General features: G+C 72.4%; 16 protein-coding genes. 13 read left to right on the top strand and 3 right to left on the bottom strand.

The genetic code is table 11. The features are described from left to right. Positions 1–46: 46 nt before the first annotated feature. Positions 47–1,366 (bottom strand): MFS transporter, encoded by a 1,320-nt coding sequence (locus RM445_RS13660; RefSeq protein WP_311556598.1) that lies wholly within the window; start codon positions 1,364–1,366, stop codon positions 47–49. A 249-nt stretch (positions 1,367–1,615) separates the two neighbouring features. On the opposite strand from RM445_RS13660, the gene dnaE reads away from it, so the two are divergent. The 13 genes from dnaE (at position 1,616) to RM445_RS13600 (ending at position 13,774) form a co-directional block, all read left to right on the top strand. Then, positions 1,616–5,161, top strand: a complete 3,546-nt coding sequence (gene dnaE, locus RM445_RS13655) for a DNA polymerase III subunit alpha (RefSeq protein ID WP_311556597.1) — start codon at positions 1,616–1,618, stop codon at positions 5,159–5,161. Between the two features lie 215 nt (positions 5,162–5,376). Beyond that, positions 5,377–5,688: a hypothetical protein gene (locus RM445_RS13650; protein WP_311556596.1), complete on the top strand. Its 312-nt coding sequence runs from the start codon at positions 5,377–5,379 to the stop codon at positions 5,686–5,688. Beyond that, on the top strand, positions 5,685–6,956 hold the full coding sequence (locus RM445_RS13645; RefSeq protein WP_311556595.1) for an adenosylmethionine--8-amino-7-oxononanoate transaminase: 1,272 nt from the start codon (positions 5,685–5,687) through the stop codon (positions 6,954–6,956). The genes RM445_RS13650 and RM445_RS13645 overlap by 4 nt, the downstream gene beginning before the upstream one ends. 323 nt (positions 6,957–7,279) lie before the next feature. Continuing rightward, positions 7,280–8,551 (top strand): SulP family inorganic anion transporter, encoded by a 1,272-nt coding sequence (locus RM445_RS13640; protein WP_311556594.1) that lies wholly within the window; start codon positions 7,280–7,282, stop codon positions 8,549–8,551. After that, positions 8,533–8,820, top strand: a complete 288-nt coding sequence (locus tag RM445_RS13635) for a hypothetical protein (RefSeq protein ID WP_311556593.1) — start codon at positions 8,533–8,535, stop codon at positions 8,818–8,820. The genes RM445_RS13640 and RM445_RS13635 overlap by 19 nt, the downstream gene beginning before the upstream one ends. 53 nt (positions 8,821–8,873) lie before the next feature. Further along, complete coding sequence (locus RM445_RS13630) at positions 8,874–10,016, top strand: 8-amino-7-oxononanoate synthase (RefSeq protein ID WP_311556592.1); 1,143 nt, start codon at positions 8,874–8,876, stop codon at positions 10,014–10,016. Beyond that, positions 10,013–10,729 carry a dethiobiotin synthase gene (gene bioD, locus RM445_RS13625; RefSeq protein ID WP_311556591.1) on the top strand — a complete coding sequence of 239 codons (717 nt, stop codon included), beginning with the start codon at positions 10,013–10,015 and terminating at the stop codon, positions 10,727–10,729. Before RM445_RS13630 ends, bioD begins: the two co-directional genes overlap by 4 nt. Then, positions 10,708–11,718: a biotin synthase BioB gene (bioB, locus tag RM445_RS13620; RefSeq protein ID WP_311556590.1), complete on the top strand. Its 1,011-nt coding sequence runs from the start codon at positions 10,708–10,710 to the stop codon at positions 11,716–11,718. The genes bioD and bioB overlap by 22 nt, the downstream gene beginning before the upstream one ends. Next, entirely contained in the window at positions 11,715–11,897 is a 183-nt protein-coding gene (gene bsaP / locus RM445_RS32380; protein WP_397469293.1) for a biotin synthase auxiliary protein BsaP, read from the top strand. Before bioB ends, bsaP begins: the two co-directional genes overlap by 4 nt. After that, entirely contained in the window at positions 11,881–12,435 is a 555-nt protein-coding gene (locus RM445_RS13615; protein ID WP_311556589.1) for a GNAT family N-acetyltransferase, read from the top strand. Before bsaP ends, RM445_RS13615 begins: the two co-directional genes overlap by 17 nt. 34 nt (positions 12,436–12,469) lie before the next feature. Continuing rightward, positions 12,470–12,736, top strand: a complete 267-nt coding sequence (locus tag RM445_RS13610; protein WP_311556588.1) for a type II toxin-antitoxin system Phd/YefM family antitoxin — start codon at positions 12,470–12,472, stop codon at positions 12,734–12,736. Then, positions 12,714–13,139: a PIN domain-containing protein gene (locus tag RM445_RS13605; RefSeq protein ID WP_311556587.1), complete on the top strand. Its 426-nt coding sequence runs from the start codon at positions 12,714–12,716 to the stop codon at positions 13,137–13,139. The genes RM445_RS13610 and RM445_RS13605 overlap by 23 nt, the downstream gene beginning before the upstream one ends. 89 nt (positions 13,140–13,228) lie before the next feature. Next, positions 13,229–13,774: a type II toxin-antitoxin system PemK/MazF family toxin gene (locus RM445_RS13600; protein WP_311556586.1), complete on the top strand. Its 546-nt coding sequence runs from the start codon at positions 13,229–13,231 to the stop codon at positions 13,772–13,774. A gap of 80 nt (positions 13,775–13,854) precedes the next feature. Here the strand turns inward: RM445_RS13600 and RM445_RS13595 are convergent, their stop codons facing one another. Both RM445_RS13595 and RM445_RS13590 read right to left on the bottom strand, forming a co-directional pair. Continuing rightward, positions 13,855–14,526: an LON peptidase substrate-binding domain-containing protein gene (locus tag RM445_RS13595; protein ID WP_311556585.1), complete on the bottom strand. Its 672-nt coding sequence runs from the start codon at positions 14,524–14,526 to the stop codon at positions 13,855–13,857. 4 nt (positions 14,527–14,530) lie between these two features. Then, positions 14,531–15,253 (bottom strand): NUDIX hydrolase, encoded by a 723-nt coding sequence (locus tag RM445_RS13590; protein ID WP_311556584.1) that lies wholly within the window; start codon positions 15,251–15,253, stop codon positions 14,531–14,533. Positions 15,254–15,396: the final 143 nt, after the last annotated feature.

Genomic DNA, 15,396 nt, shown 5'->3' with positions numbered 1-15,396 from the left:
CACTCCGACCGCAGCAAAGCCACCATGCTGACCCCGGGCCGGGGCCCTACGGGCGCTCGGCCGCCTCCCGCGCCGCCCGCAGCTCGCGCTCCCGCACCGCGTGCTCGTCGGTCCGCGCGTCGTAGTTCCAGAACGAGCGCAGGGCCGCCGCCGTGGCGCCCACCCCGGCGACGCACAGCACCCCGCCGCTGACGATCGCCGTCCGGACCGACGTCGCGTCGGCCACCAGCCCGGCGCGTGCCTCCCCGCCGAGCGGGCCCAATGTGTACGACAGCATCTCGATCCCGGCCAGGCGGCCCCGGTGGGAGTCGGGAATCGTCTGGTGCCAGATCGTCCCGCGGAACAGCCCGCTGATCATGTCGAACGCCCCGGCGAGCACCAGGCCGAGCAGCACCAGTGCCGGGACCGTCGTCAGCCCGGCCAGCACCACCGACGCACCCCACGCGGCGGCCGACAGCACCACCGCGCGGCCGTGGTGGTGCACCCGGGCGGTCCACCCGCTCGTCGCCGTGGCCACGAGCGACCCCACGGTCCCGGCCGAGTAGAGCAGGCCCAGCAGCGCCGGCTTCTCGAGCACGTCGGTGGCCAGCGCGGGGAACAGCACCACCGGCATCGCCAGGAACATCGCGACCATGTCGACGACGTAGGTGCCCAGGAGGTCCGGGCGGCGCACCGCGTAGACGATGCCGTCGCGGATCTCCCGCACCGTCCCCGCGGCCGACGGCGTCTCGAGCGGGCGGTAGGGGCGCAGCAGCGTGAACAGTGCGGTCGCACCCGCGAAGCCGGCCAGCGTGACGCCGTAGGCCCACGGCGTGCCGGCCGTGGCCAGCAGCACTCCACCGAGAGCGGGCCCGGCGAGCATCCCGACCTGCGCTCCGACGGACGACAGGGCGACGGCCGCGGGCAGCTCGGCGTGGCGCACCGTGCGGGGGACGAGTGCCTCGCGGCTCGGCGACTGCAGCGACTGCGCCACGGCCATCAGCACGCCGACGCCGTAGATCACCGGTAGCGACGGGTGGGCCGCGAGCGCGTTGACCAGGAGCACCGCCGTTCCCGCGACCTGGGCGACACCGGTGAGCACGAGCACCCGTCTGCGGTCCAGCCGGTCGGCCAGCGCGCCGCCGTAGAGCCCGGCGAGCACCAGCGGAACCAGTTGCACCAGCCCGTACGCGCCGACGGCGAAGTTGGAGCCGGTCAGGGCGTAGAGCTGGTACGGGACCGCGACGTAACCGACCATCGCGCCGAGGAAGAACACGAATCCGGCGACGAACAGCACCCGGAAGTCGCGTGAGGTGCGCAGTGGGGTGACGTCGAGGCGCAGTCCCGCGAGGCGGGTGCGCCATCGGGAGCGGGACGAGGCGGACACCAGCGGCATGGTGCCGTTCCGGGCCGCCGCGGGCGAGTGGTTTCGCGACCCCACGAGGCGAGCGGAAGGTTCGGATCACCTCCGGACGGGTCGGGCCCGGCTGCGCGGAACTGTCGGACCCCGGCGTTAGTCTGGCGTCCTCTCCCCAGAGCGTCCGACCCAGAAACAGTGGACCCGGAAACACCCGACACATCCCGAGCACACGCGCTGCCCGCCGGCACAGCGTGAGGACGGAGCAGACGACACCCCATGGCAGCGCCCTCCCGATCCGCCGACAGCTTCGTCCACCTGCACACCCACACCGAGTTCTCGATGCTCGACGGGGCCGCTCGCCTGGACGACCTGTTCAAGGAGTCGGCGCGGATGGAGATGCCGGCGCTGGCGATGACGGACCACGGCAACGTCTTCGGCGCCTACGAGTTCTGGCGCAAGGCCAAGGCGCACGGGGTCAAGCCGATCATCGGTATGGAGGGCTACCTGTCGCCGGGCAGCCGGCACGAGCGCAAGCGCGCCACCCTCGGCGGGCAGACGGTCAGCGACGACAACCCGGGTGAGATGTACACCCACATGACGCTGCTGGCCGAGAACAACGAGGGGATGCACAACCTCTTCCGGCTCTCCAGCCTCGCGAGCCTCGAGGGCTACTACTACAAGCCCCGCATGGACCGCGAGCTGCTCGAGACCTACGGCAAGGGGATCATCGCCACCACCGGCTGCCCGTCCGGCGAGGTCCAGCGGCTGCTGCAGCGCGACCGCTACGCCGACGCGTGCCAGGCCGCGAGCGACTACCGCGACATCTTCGGCCGCGACAACTTCTTCTGCGAGCTGATGGACCACGGCATCGGCATCGAGAAGCAGGTGCAGGAAGACCTCTTCCGGCTCAAGAAGGAGTTGGGCCTGCCGGGGCTCGCGACGAACGACCTGCACTACACCTACGCCGAAGACGCGAAGCCGCACGAGGTGCTGCTCTGCGTCCAGACCGGGAAGACGCTGGCCGACCCGAACCGGTTCAAGTTCGACGCGCAGGACTTCTACCTCAAGTCCCCGGCCGAGATGCGCGCGCAGTGGGACCCGCAGTTCCCCGAGGCCTGCGACAACACCCTGCTGATCGCCGAGCGGGTGGACGTCGGGTTCACCGAGGGCCAGGACCTCATGCCCCGCGCTCCCGTCCCCGAGGGCGAGACCGAGGAGTCGTGGCTGGTCAAGGAGGTCGAGCGCGGGCTGCACCAGCGGTTCCCGAACGGCGTGACCGACCAGTACCGCAAGCAGGCCGAGTACGAGCTCGGCGTGATCACGCAGATGGGCTTCCCGGGCTACTTCCTGGTCACCGCCGACCTCATCCAGTACGCCAAGTCGGTCGGCATCCGCTGCGGCCCCGGCCGCGGATCGGCGGCCGGCTCACTCGTCGCCTACGTCCTGGGGATCACCGACCTCGACCCGATCAAGCACAAGCTGATCTTCGAGCGGTTCCTCAACCCCGAGCGCATCTCGATGCCCGACATCGACATGGACTTCGACGAGCGTCGGCGCGGCGAGATGATCCGCTACACCACGCAGAAGTACGGCGAAGACCGGATCGCGCAGATCATCACCTACTCCACGATCAAGGCGAAGGCCGCGATCAAGGACTCCGCGCGGGTGCTGTTCGGCCAGCCTGGCTACGCCGTGGCGGACCGGATCACCAAGGCCATGCCGCCGGCGATCATGGGCAAGGACATCCCGCTGTCCGGGGTGTTCGACCCCGCCCACAAGCGGTACTCCGAGGCCACCGAGGTCCGCGCCCTGTACGAGGTGGACCCTCAGGTCAAGGAGATCATCGACACCGCCCGCGGGCTGGAGGGCCTGAAGCGGCAGTGGGGTGTGCACGCCGCGGGCGTGATCATGTCGAGCACGCCGCTGATCGACGTCATCCCGATCCAGCGCCGCGACTCCGACGGCGCGATCATCACGCAGTTCGACATGGGCGCCTGCGAGACGCTCGGGCTGCTGAAGATGGACTTCCTCGGCCTGCGCAACCTCACGATCATCGACGACGCGCTGGAGAACATCGAGCTCAACGGCAAGCCGAAGCTCGTCATCGAAGACGTCGAGCTGGACGACCAGAAGACCTACGACCTGCTGGCCAAGGGCGAGACGCTGGGGGTGTTCCAGCTCGACGGCGGCCCGATGCGCGACCTGCTGCGCCGCATGGCCCCCACCGAGTTCGACGACATCTCGGCCGTCGGCGCGCTGTACCGGCCCGGTCCGATGGGCGCGAACGCGCACAACGACTACGCGGACCGCAAGAACAAGCGCCAAGAGGTCACGCCGATCCACCCGGAGCTGGCGGAGCCCCTCAAAGACATCCTGGGCGAGACGTACGGCCTGATCGTCTACCAGGAACAGGTCATGGCGATCGCCCAGAAGCTCGCCGGCTACACGCTCGGCAAGGCGGACCTGCTCCGCCGCGCCATGGGCAAGAAGAAGAAGGAGATCCTCGACAAGGAGTACGCCGGCTTCGCCCAGGGCATGAAGGACCACGGCTACTCCGAGGCCGCGGTCAAGACGCTCTGGGACATCCTGCTGCCGTTCTCGGACTACGCGTTCAACCGCGCGCACTCCGCCGCGTACGGCGTCGTCTCCTACTGGACGGCCTACCTCAAGGCGAACTACCCGGCCGAGTACATGGCCGCGGTGCTCACCTCCGTCCGCGACGACAAGGACAAGGCCGCCGTCTACCTGGCCGAGTGCCGGCGGATGGGGATCCGGGTGCTGGCGCCGGACGTCAACGACTCGGTACGCAACTTCGCGCCGGTCGGCGTCGACATCCGCTTCGGGCTGGGCGGCATCCGCAACGTCGGCGTGAACGTCGTCGACGCGATCGTCGCGGCGCGCAAGGACAAGGGGGCGTTCACCGACTTCTCCGACTTCCTGCGCAAGGTCGACGCGGTGGTCTGCAACAAGAAGGTCATCGAGTCGCTGGTCAAGGCGGGTGCGTTCGACTCGCTCAACCACTCGCGCAAGGGCCTGCTGCTCGTGCACGCCGACGCGATCGACGCGGTGATGAGCACGAAGAAGGCCGCGTCGATGGGCCAGTTCGACCTGTTCGGGTCGATGGACGGCTCGGGGCCGTCGGAGCTCGACTCGGTGTTCGACGTGAAGGTGCCCGCGGAGGAATGGGACGCCAAGCACCGGCTGGCCGTCGAGCGGGAGATGCTCGGGCTCTACGTGTCGGGCCATCCGCTCGACGGGATCGAGCAGGCGCTCGCCGCGAAGGCCGACACCCCGATCTCGGCGATCCTGGAGGGCACCGTCGCCGAGGGAGCGCAGGTCACCGTCGGCGGCATCCTCGCCGGGGTGAACCGGCGGGTGAACAAGAACGGCGAGCCGTGGGCGTCGGCGCAGATCGAAGACCTGGCCGGTGGCATCGAAGTGCTGTTCTTCCCGCGCTGCTACCAGGTCGTCGGCGTCGACGTGGCCGAAGACGCGATCGTGCTGGTGAAGGCCCGGGTGAACAAGCGCGACGACCGCGTGTCGCTCATCGCGAACGACCTCGCCGTGCCCGAGCTGGCGGCGCCGGGGGAGGGTGGCCTGCCGTTCAAGGTCAGCCTGAAGACGGAGCTGTGCACCCCGGAGCGGGTGGCGAAGCTCAAGGAGGTGCTCACGCACCATCCCGGCTCGTCCGAGGTGCACCTCAACCTGGTGAACGGCAGCCGCATCACCCCGCTGCGCCTGGCCGACACGCTCCGGGTGACGAACAGCTCCGCGCTGATGGGCGACCTCAAGGCGTTGTTGGGCCCGGGCTGCCTGGGGTGATCGACGATTGGGTGACATGAGCTGCACCGGTGCAGCTCATGTCACCCGAATGACGATCAGGCATGAACTCGCCGACCTCTCGCCGGTTGAGGTACGTGGCCGGGTCCGGTGCGGAACGTGCGCCGTGCCGTGCTCGGGGCCACCGATGAGAAACCGCCACCCCGCCCGTCATCACCGGCGAAGGGGGTCGTCGCGGCCCCGGGGGAGGGTGCGACGTGTCCTGCGACGAGACCGGTCCGCTCCTGCCCGGCGACGGGCCGGGGTTCCGGCGCCGCACGGTCGTGCTCGGGCCGGGTGAGTCGCGGCCGTCCGGCGACGCCGAATGGCGCGACGCGCTGGTGGTGGTCGAACGGGGCGACGTCGAGCTGGAGTGTGCGGCGGGCGGCCGGCGGCGTTTCTCCGGCGGTGCGGTGCTCTGGCTCGCGGGGATCGACCTGCGGGTGTTGCACAACGTCGGCGACGAGGCGGTGGTACTGCTCGCGGTCAGCCGCCGCCGCGACGACGACGCCTCTACTCTCCCCCTGTGAAGGATGTCGACGACCTGCTGGCCGCCGACCGCGCCCATGTATGGCACCCCTACGCGGCGATGCCCGCGGCCCTCGCGCCGTTGCCGGTCGAGTCCGCGCAGGGGGTGCGGCTGCGGCTGGCCGACGGGCGGGAGCTGGTCGACGGGATGTCGTCGTGGTGGGCGGCCGTCCACGGCTACCGCCATCCGGTGCTCGACGCCGCGGTGCACGATCAGCTCGGCGCGATGAGCCACGTCATGTTCGGCGGCCTGACCCACGGCCCGGCCGTCGAGCTGGCCCGGCTGCTGGTGGACGTCACCCCCGCCGGCCTCGAGCACGTGTTCCTCTGCGACTCCGGCTCGGTCTCGGTCGAGGTTGCGATCAAGATGTGCCTGCAGTACCAGCGTTCGCGGGGCCGCCCCGACAAGCACCGGCTCATGACCTGGCGCGGCGGTTACCACGGCGACACGTTCGGCGCGATGAGCGTCTGCGACCCTGACGGCGGCATGCACGCGCTGTGGCGCGACGTGCTCCCGCGTCAGGTGTTCGCCGGGATCCCGCCGTCATCTTATCAGCACGACTACGTCGCCGAGCTGGCGCAGCTGATCGAGACGCACGCCGACGAGCTGGCCGCCGTGATCGTCGAGCCGGTCGTGCAGGGCGCGGGCGGGATGCGCTTCCACGATCCTCGCTACCTGCACGTGCTGCGCGAGCTGTGCTTCGCCCACGACGTGCTGCTCGTGTTCGACGAGATCGCCACCGGGTTCGGGCGGACGGGTACCTTCTTCGCCGCGGAGCACGCGAACGTCGCTCCGGACGTCATGTGTGTCGGTAAGGCCCTGACCGGCGGATACCTGTCCATGGCCGCGGCTTTGTGCTCCACGGAGGTCGCCCGCGGGATCTCCGACGGTGAGGTCGGAGCACTCATGCACGGGCCCACCTTCATGGGCAACCCGCTGGCCGCCGCGGTCGCGCTCGCCTCGGTCCGGCTGCTGCAGGATCGCGGGTGGCGGGCCGAGGTGCGGGAGATCCAGGCCGGGTTGAGGGCGGGGCTCGCGCCCGCGCGGACCCTTCCCGGAGTCGCCGACGTGCGGGTGCTCGGTGCGATCGGCGTCGTCCAGCTCGACCATCCCGTGGACGTCGCGGCCGCCACGGCTGCGGCGGCCGAGCACGGCGTGTGGCTGCGCCCGTTCCGCGACCTCGTCTACACGATGCCGCCGTACGTGTGCGGTCCCGGCGACGTCGCCACGATCACGGCGGGGATGCGTGCGGCGGCCGCGGCCGGCTGATCGCGGCGGCCGGACCGTCACCCGGCCGGGTGGTGCGCAGCCGACATGCCGACTTCACCCGGAGGGGGAGTGGGAGGTCGGCCGCAGCAGCGGTGTCGACAGTGCGTGATCGTTCTGCGCGTGATCGTTCTGCGGGCCGCGCACGATGGCGTTCCTGCCGCCCGCCCGGTCGGCGCCCGGAGAGGCTGGCGAGCCGCTACGTGTGGTGACGACGTCCACGACAAGTCGGACAAAGCAGACGGAACGGAACTCCGCGTCGATCGGTTGAACGGGCATTCCGGCGGTGCCCGACCGCGTCCCCGACACCTGTCCCGGAGGTTGGCTTGTCCGCGTCGCCGTCCCGCCCTTCCTGTTCCGGCTGGACGGCGCTGCGCGCCGACGTGCCCGCCTCCGTCGTCGTCTTCCTCGTCGCGGTCCCGCTCTCGCTCGGCATCGCGCTGGCGTCCGGTGCGCCGATCATGGCCGGGCTCGTCGCCGCCGTCGTCGGTGGTGTGGTCGCCGGGCTCTTGGGCGGGTCGCCGCTGCAGGTCACCGGGCCTGCAGCCGGCCTGACGGTCGTCGTCGCCGAGCTCGTGGCCCGGTTCGGCTGGCAGATGACGTGCGTGATCACGGTGGGCGCCGGGCTGCTGCAGATCGGCTTCGGGTTCCTCGGCATCGGCCGCTACGCCGCGGCGATCCCGCCAGCGGTCGTGCACGGCATGTTGGCCGGCATCGGCATCTCGATCGCGCTGGCGCAGCTGCACGTCGTGCTCGGGGGTCGCCCCGAGGCGGGACCGTGGCAGAACGCGGCCGCCCTGCCCGGGCGGATCGCCGCGCTGCACCCCGCGGCGCTCGCGGTCGGCGTCGTGACGATCGTGCTGGTCGTGGCCTGGCCGAAGCTCGCCGGTGCGCTGCGGTGCGTCCCGGGCCCGCTGGTCGCGATCGTCGCGGCGACGCTGCTGGCGCTGGCCTGGCCGCAGGTCCCGCGGGTCGACCTGCCGGGCGGACTGCTCGACGCCATCGCCTTCCCGCTGCTGCCGCAGGGCGACTGGGCCGCGTTGGCGGGCGGCATGCTGACCGTCGCGCTGATCGCCAGCGTCGAGAGCCTGCTGTCGGCCGTCGCCGTCGACCGGCTGCACACCGGCCCGCGCACGAAGGTCGACCGCGAGCTCCTGGGCCAGGGCGCGGCGAACACGATGTCCGGGATGCTCGGCGGGCTGCCCGTCACCGGCGTGATCGTGCGCAGCTCCGCCAACGTCGCCGCCGGAGCGCGCACGCGGCTCTCGGCCGTGCTGCACGGCGTGTGGATCGCGGTGTTCGCGCTGCTGCTCGCCGGGCTGGTGGAGATGATCCCGCTCGCCGCGCTGGCGGGGCTGCTCGTGGTGGTCGGCGCCAAGCTCGTCGACCGGGCCGACATCAGGGCGGCCCGCGACCACGGCGAACTCGTCGTCTACGTCGGGACGGTCGTCGGCGTACTCGCGCTGAACCTGCTGGAAGGAGTCGGGATCGGGCTCGCCCTGGCCGGGCTCCTGGTGCTCCGGCGGGCCGTCCGGGCCCAGGTGCGGACGGAGCACTCCGTGGACGGGTGCGGCGGCTGGTGGCCGAAGGGCTGCTGAGCTTCCTCTCGGTGCCGGCGCTGTCGCGCGAGCTGACCGCGGTGCCCCCGGGCGTGCCGGTCCGCGTCGACCTGAACGTCGACTACCTCGACCACGCCGCCCGCGACCACATCGACTCCTGGGCGACCCGGCACCGGGCCACCGGCGGCTCGGTCGAGGTGGTCGAGACGCGCCGGCACGGTCGCCGGGCCGCGCGGCGGGCAGGCGGGTCGCTGGCGCCGCTGCCGCCGACGGTGCACCGCGAACGGCGGCCCGCCCCGGCCCGGTGACGCTGCTCCCCGGCGCCGTCTTTCTGTCGGTGCGCGGGCCTATCGTGCCCCGTGTGTCACCGCCGCACCCCCTCTCCTGGCTCGAGCCGCACGCCGCCCGCCGACGTGCGGTGGGCCTGCGCCGCGAGCTGAGTCCGCGGGCCGCCGCCGACGGCGTGCTCGATCTGGCCGGGAACGACTATTTGGGCCTGTCCCGGGATCCTCGGGTCGTCGACGGCGCGGTCGCCGCGGCCCGTACCTGGGGAGTGGGGGCGACGGGCTCGCGGCTGGTCACGGGGACGACGGAGCTGCACGTCGCGCTGGAACGCGAGCTCGCCGCGTTCTGCGGGTTCGCGGACGGGCTGGTGTTCTCCTCCGGCTACGCGGCGAACCTCGGCGTGCTGACGGCGCTGTCGGGCCCGGGAGCCCTCGTGGTGTCCGACGCCGCGAACCACGCGTCCCTCGTCGACGCCTGCCGCCTGTCCCGGGCGCGGGTGGCGGTGGTGCCGCACAACGACCCCGCGGCCGTCGACGCGGTGCTCGCCACCCGACGCGAGGAGCGGGCGCTGGTGGTGGTGGAGAGCGTCGACAGCGTGGACGGCGACACGGCCCCGCTGCGCACCCTCCACGGCGTCTGCCGGGCCCGCGGTGCGCTGCTCGTCGTGGACGAGGCGCACGGGCTCGGGGTGCGCGGTCCGGGCGGGCGCGGGCTGCTGGCCGAGGTGGGGCTGGCGGGAGCGGACGACGTCGTCGCGACCGTGACGCTGTCGAAGGCACTGGGCTCGCAGGGCGGCGCGGTGCTCGGGCCGGCGGCGGTGACGGCCCACCTGGTCGACACCGCCCGCTCGTTCATCTTCGACACCGGCCTCGCCCCACCGGCCGTGGGCGCCGCGCTTGCGGCGTTGCACGTCCTCGAGGCCGAGCCGGAGCGGCCGGCCGCCGTGCTGCGGAACGCCGCCGTGCTCGCGGCCGCCGCCGGGGTGCCCGCGCCACCGTCGGCGGTCGTGCCGGTGGTGCTGGGCGAGCCGGAGGTGGCCGTCGCGGTCGCACGGCGGTGCCGGGAACGTGGCGTCCGTGTCGGGTGTTTCCGGCCGCCGTCGGTGCCGGAAGGTACCAGCCGGCTGCGCCTGACGGCCCGGTCGGACCTGACCGAGGCGGACCTCGCGCGGGTGCGTGAGGTGCTGGCGGAGATCCTGGCGCCCGTGGGGCTGCGGTGAGTGTTCCGAGCGCCGCCGGTGACGCACGGGTCCTCGTGGTGACCGGCACCGGGACCGGCGTCGGCAAGACCGTCGTGACGGCAGCGATCGCGGCCCTGCACCCCGGACGGGTCGCCGTGCTCAAACCGGCGCAGACCGGTGTCGCGGCGGGGGAGCCGGGCGACCTCGCGGACGTCGTCCGGCTCGCGACGCCCACCACCGTCTGCGAGCTCGCCCGCTACCCGGACCCGCTCGCCCCCGCGACGGCCGCTCGCCGGGCAGGCAGGCCGGCGCTGGATCCGGCGGCTGCGGTGGAGGCCGCCCGCCTGCTCGCGCAGAGCCACGATCTCGTGCTGGTCGAGGGTGCGGGCGGCCTGCTTGTCCGCTTCACCGCCGAGGGTGGAACCCTGGCAGACGTCGCCGCCCGCCTCGACGCGCCGGTGCTCGTCGTCGCCGCGGCGGGGCTCGGCACCCTCAACGCCACCGCGCTGACGGTCGAGGCCCTGCAGACCCGGGGTCTGAGCTGCGCGGGGGTGGTGATCGGGGCGTGGCCCGCCGCCCCGGACCTCGCCGCCTGCGAGAACCTGCGCGACCTCCCGGCCGTCACCGGCGTCCCACTGCTCGGAGCGCTCGCCGACGGGGCGGGTGCGCTGGAGCGGACCGACTTCGCCCACGTCGCGCGGGACGGACTGGGGCCGCATCTGGGAGGGCGATGGCAGAATCCCGAGCCGTGACGATTCTGGACGTCGCCCGCCGCCAGGTGCTGGAGTCCGGTGAGGGGCTCACGCAGGCGCAGGTGCTCGACGTGCTCGACCTTCCCGTCGAGGCCCTCGATCCGCTGCTGGCGCTGGCCCACGAGGTGCGCATGCGCTGGTGCGGCCCGGAGGTGGAGGTCGAGGGCATCGTGTCGCTCAAGACCGGCGGCTGCCCCGAAGACTGCCATTTCTGCTCGCAGTCGGGGCTCTTCGAGTCCCCGGTGCGCTCGGCGTGGCTGGACATCCCGATGCTCGTGGAGGCAGCGAAGCAGACGGCCAAGACCGGCGCCACCGAGTTCTGCATCGTGGCCGCGGTACGCGGGCCGAGCGCGCGGCTGATGGCGCAGGTCGCCGCCGGGATCGCGGCCATCCGCGACGAGCTCGACATCAACATCGCCTGCTCGCTGGGCATGCTGACGGCCGACCAGGTCGACGAGCTGGCCGCGATGGGCGTCCACCGCTACAACCACAACCTGGAGACCGCCCGCTCGTACTTCCCGAACGTCGTCACCACGCACACGTGGGAGGAGCGGTGGGAGACGCTGCGGATGGTGCGCGTCGCCGGGATGGAGGTGTGCTGCGGCGGGATCGTCGGCATGGGGGAGAGCACCGCGCAGCGGGCCGAGTTCGCCGCACAGCTCGCCGAGCTCGGGCCGGACGAGGTGCCGCTGAACTTCCTCAACCCACGCCCGGGAACGCCCTTCGGCGAGCTCGAGCCCCTCGGCGCGGCCGACGCCCTGCGCACCGTGGCCGCGTTCCGGCTGGCCCTGCCCCGGACGATCCTGCGGTTCGCGGGTGGTCGGGAGCTCACGCTCGGCGACCTGGGCGCGCGGCAGGGGCTGCTGGGCGGGGTCAACGCGGTGATCGTCGGGAACTACCTGACGACGTTGGGCCGCCCGGCCGAGGCGGACATCGACCTGCTCGGTGAGCTGCAGATGCCGATCAAAGCGCTGAACGCGACGTTGTGAGCTCCTTCTGCGACCAGTGCGGCTCCCTGCTCGAGGTCGGTGACCACGTCCGGTGCGCCGCGCGGCAGAGGCTCGAACCGCCGCGCTTCTGCCCCGAGTGCGCCCGCCGGATGGTCGTGCAGGTGACCCCGGCGGGCTGGACCGCCCGATGCAGCCGCCACGGTGAACGCCGCGGCTGACCTCTCCTGGGCCTGCACCTGGGAGGACGACGTGACCGCCGCCGAGCACGATGCGCTCGGCGCCCTGCTCGCGCGCTGCTTCGTCCGGTCCCGGACGCCCTTCGGGCCGGGCCGCAGCTGGTCGAGCGCGCGCCCGGAGCTGCGGGTGGTCGCGCACGCTGACGGTCAGCCGGTGGCACACATCGCCGTGCTGCGGAGGTTCCTCCAGGTCGACGGCAGGGCGGTGCTCGTCGGGGACGTCGGGCTGGTGGCGGTCGACCCGGCGCTGCAGGGCGGCGGCGTGGGCGCGGAGCTGTTGGCCCGGGGCAGCGCCACGTTGGACGGGCTGGAGCTCCCGTTCGGATACCTGACCTGCGGCGAGCAGGTCGCGGGCTTCTACGGGAGCGGCGGGTGGGTGCGCGTGCCCGGGCCGACGCGCATGGTGCGGGCGGACGGGCGGGTGCAGGTGTACGGCGGGGTGTCGATGGTGCTGCCGGTGCGCGCGGGGATCGAGCGCTGGCCTGCGGGGCAGGTGGACCGCAACGGGTGGGAGGTGTAGCCATTCATCGCTACGAATGGACTACGGTGGAGTCATGCCGGAATTCATCCCACAGCGGCAGCTGCGCAACGACAACGCCGAGATCATGCGGCGGGTCGAGGCGGGCGAGACCTTCGTGATCACGCGCAACGGCACGCCGGTCGCGGACCTCGTGCCGCACGGTGTGCCGCCGAAGAAGCGGAGAACCCTGCGGGACATGCAGGAGGAATTCCGGCAGCTCCCGCCGATCGACGTCGAGCAGTGGTACCGCGACCGCGAAGAGGCCGACCGGATCTTCGGTGACGACCGAATCGAGTACTGACGTGCCGGTTCCGGCCGTATTGCTGGACACCTCGGTGGTGATCGACGTCGAAGAAGTCGATCGAGGCGAGTACGCCGACTCCGCTGTCGTCGTCAGCGCCGTCACGGTCGGTGAGCTCGCCTACGGCCTCGGCGCCGGCGATCGCACCGCCCGCGAGCTGCGCCTACGCCGCGTGCTGACGGCCTACGAGGTCGTGCCGTTCGGGGTCGAGGAGGCCAAGCTCTACGGCGTGCTCGCCGAGCTCGTGCGCATCGCCGGTCGAAGCCCACGTCCGCGCAGGCTCGACCTGCAGATCGCAGCCACCGCGGCAGCAGCACGTATACCGCTGCTGACCATGAACCCGGACGACTTCATCGGCGTCGCGCCGTTGGTCGACGTCGTGCCGATCCGCCGCGCGGGCTGAGGTCGCGGCACCTCCTGCGTCCCGCGCCGGCTGTGACGAGTGCGGGTGCGTGAACGCCGCGCGGAGTGGCGTCGGGCATGCTGTCGCGCGTGGCGACGTGGGGGAGCCTGCTCCGGCAGGCCGCAGAGGCCGGGCTCAGGCTGCTGACGCAACAGACGCAGCAACGCGAGCGCCGAGCGCCTGCGAAGCGGACGTCCGAGACGAAAGAGCGCTCCGCCCGGCCGCATCCGCCGGCCGGCCGGGCCCGCACCGCACCGGCCCAGGACCGGGCGCGCAAGGTCGCCTATGCCCCCGACCTCGACGGCGCGGCGGACCCGGGCGAGATCGTCTGGACCTGGGTGCCATACGAAGAGGACGACGCGCGGGGCAAGGACCGGCCGGTGCTCGTGGTCGGGCGCGAGGGCCGCGACCTCGTCGGGCTGATGCTGTCGAGCCAGTCCGAGCGCGCCGACGATCGGAACTGGGTCGGCATCGGTGCGGGCAAGTGGGACGGCCAGGGACGGCCGTCGTACGTCCGGCTGGACCGGGTGATCGAGGTCCCTGAACACGAGATCCGGCGCGAGGGCGCGGTGCTGGACGAGGGGCGGTTCGACCGCGTGGCCGGTGAGCTGCGTTCGCGCTACGGCTGGACCTGATCCGGACGCAGCGGCGTGCAGGAACGCAAGACTCGCGTGCACCGACGCAAGACTCGCGTACCGGAACGCAAGACTCGCGGTCAGTTGGGGCTGGAGTCGACCGTGAAGGTGTGCAGCGGGGCGGGGACGGCGTGCAGCTCGCCCAGCAGGCCCGCCTCCCTGATCAGCAGGGCCCGCACCATCCGGAGCCGGATCGCCGCGCGGGTCTGCTCCAGGAGACGCTGGCGGTCCGACAGCGGGAGCAGGCAGTCGGCGGCGAGCAGGTGGGGCAGGTCGGCGGTCGCGGTGTCGTCGGCGGGCTCCGACCAGTCGCCGCTCGTCCACGCCGTGGTGCAGTAGCGCCGGTGGGCCGAGCGGGCCGCGCCGACGAGGCCGGCGAGGTCGTCCGTCGGCTCCTCGGGCACGTCGGGCAGGTACTCGACGTTCGCCATGAGGTAGGGGCGCGCTTCGGTGTCGATGTCGAGCAGGCGGAAGCGGTGACAGCCGCGAGTGACGATGTCGTAGCGGCCGTCGGGCAGCCGCCGCACGTCGATCAGCTCGGCCGTGCAGCCGACGCTGTGCAGGGCGGCCTTCTCGTCGCCCGCGCTCCATCCCTCGCGGACGGCGACGATGCCGAACTCCTTGCCCGGAACCACCCCGGTCACGAGGTCGACGGTCAGCTGGCGGTACCGCGGCTCGAAGATGTGCAGTGGAAGCGGCGCTCCCGGCATGAGCACAGTGCTCAAGGGGAACAACGGAAGATTCGCAACCACTCGCTCACGGTAAGGCCGCCCGTGCGTGCTCGCCCGGCGGCCTGCCGGGTGGCCGCAGTACGGCGAACGCGTCGGTCACTCGCAGCGTCCGCTCGGCGAACCGGAACAGTGCCGCGGGCCGTCCGCCCGCGGGCCCGGGCGCGACGAGTTCGCCCGTCGGCACCAGCACGGCGCGCCGCGCGAGCACCCGCTGCAGGTTCGTCGCCGACACCGGATGGCCCAGGGCTGCCGCGTAGTGCTCACGCAGCATGGAGATCGTGAACTTGCGGGGCGCCAGGGCGAACCCGAGGTTGGTGTAGGAGAGCTTGGCGCGCAGCCGGTCGCGGGCCGCCCTGACGATCTCGACGTGGTCGAAGGCCGGATCGGGAACGGCGTCGACGGGGTGCCAGGTGGTGTCGGCGGGCACCACCGGATCGGCGTCGGAGGGGACGAGCCCGAGGAACGCGGTGGCGATGCGCCGGGCGCCCGGAACCCGGTGGGGGGCGCTGAACACCGCGAGCTGCTCGACGTGGGAGATCTCGCGCACGTCGACCTTCTCCGCGAGCTGGCGGCGCACGGACGCCTCGACGTCTTCGTCGTCGCCGAGCAGGCCGCCCGGCAGCGCCCACCGTCCGGCGTCCGGCGGCTGCGCCCGCCGCCAGGCGAGGACCTGCAGCGTGCCGTCGCGGATCTGCAGGACGGCGGCGAGCACCTCGTGCGCGGTCGGTCGCGCCGCGCGGTCGGACATGCACCCGATCGTAGGTCGACGCCCCGACAACCCGGGCAAGCGGTCGGAAGTGAACGGCGCATGTCCGACGGGTGAGGTGAGCGTCACGTCAGGCGCGACAACGGCCGCGCCCGTTGCTACGCTCTCGTATGTTTTCGCTTAAT

Origin of the sequence: Pseudonocardia charpentierae (assembly GCF_031845345.1) — a bacterium.
Taxonomy (GTDB): Bacteria; Actinomycetota; Actinomycetes; order Mycobacteriales; family Pseudonocardiaceae; genus Pseudonocardia; species Pseudonocardia charpentierae.
Note: the sequence above shows the minus strand (reverse complement) of the source record. Positions and strands in the feature narration are given on the sequence as shown.

Bases quoted from the DNA above. Each gene is read 5' to 3' on its own strand.
- bioB (WP_311556590.1), top strand. From the start codon at position 10,708: ATGGCAGAATCCCGAGCCGTGACGATTCTGGACGTCGCCCGCCGCCAG.
- RM445_RS13610 (WP_311556588.1), top strand. From the start codon at position 12,470: ATGCCGGAATTCATCCCACAGCGGCAGCTGCGCAACGACAACGCCGAG.
- dnaE (WP_311556597.1), top strand. From the start codon at position 1,616: ATGGCAGCGCCCTCCCGATCCGCCGACAGCTTCGTCCACCTGCACACC.
- RM445_RS13590 (WP_311556584.1), bottom strand. From the start codon at position 15,253: ATGTCCGACCGCGCGGCGCGACCGACCGCGCACGAGGTGCTCGCCGCC.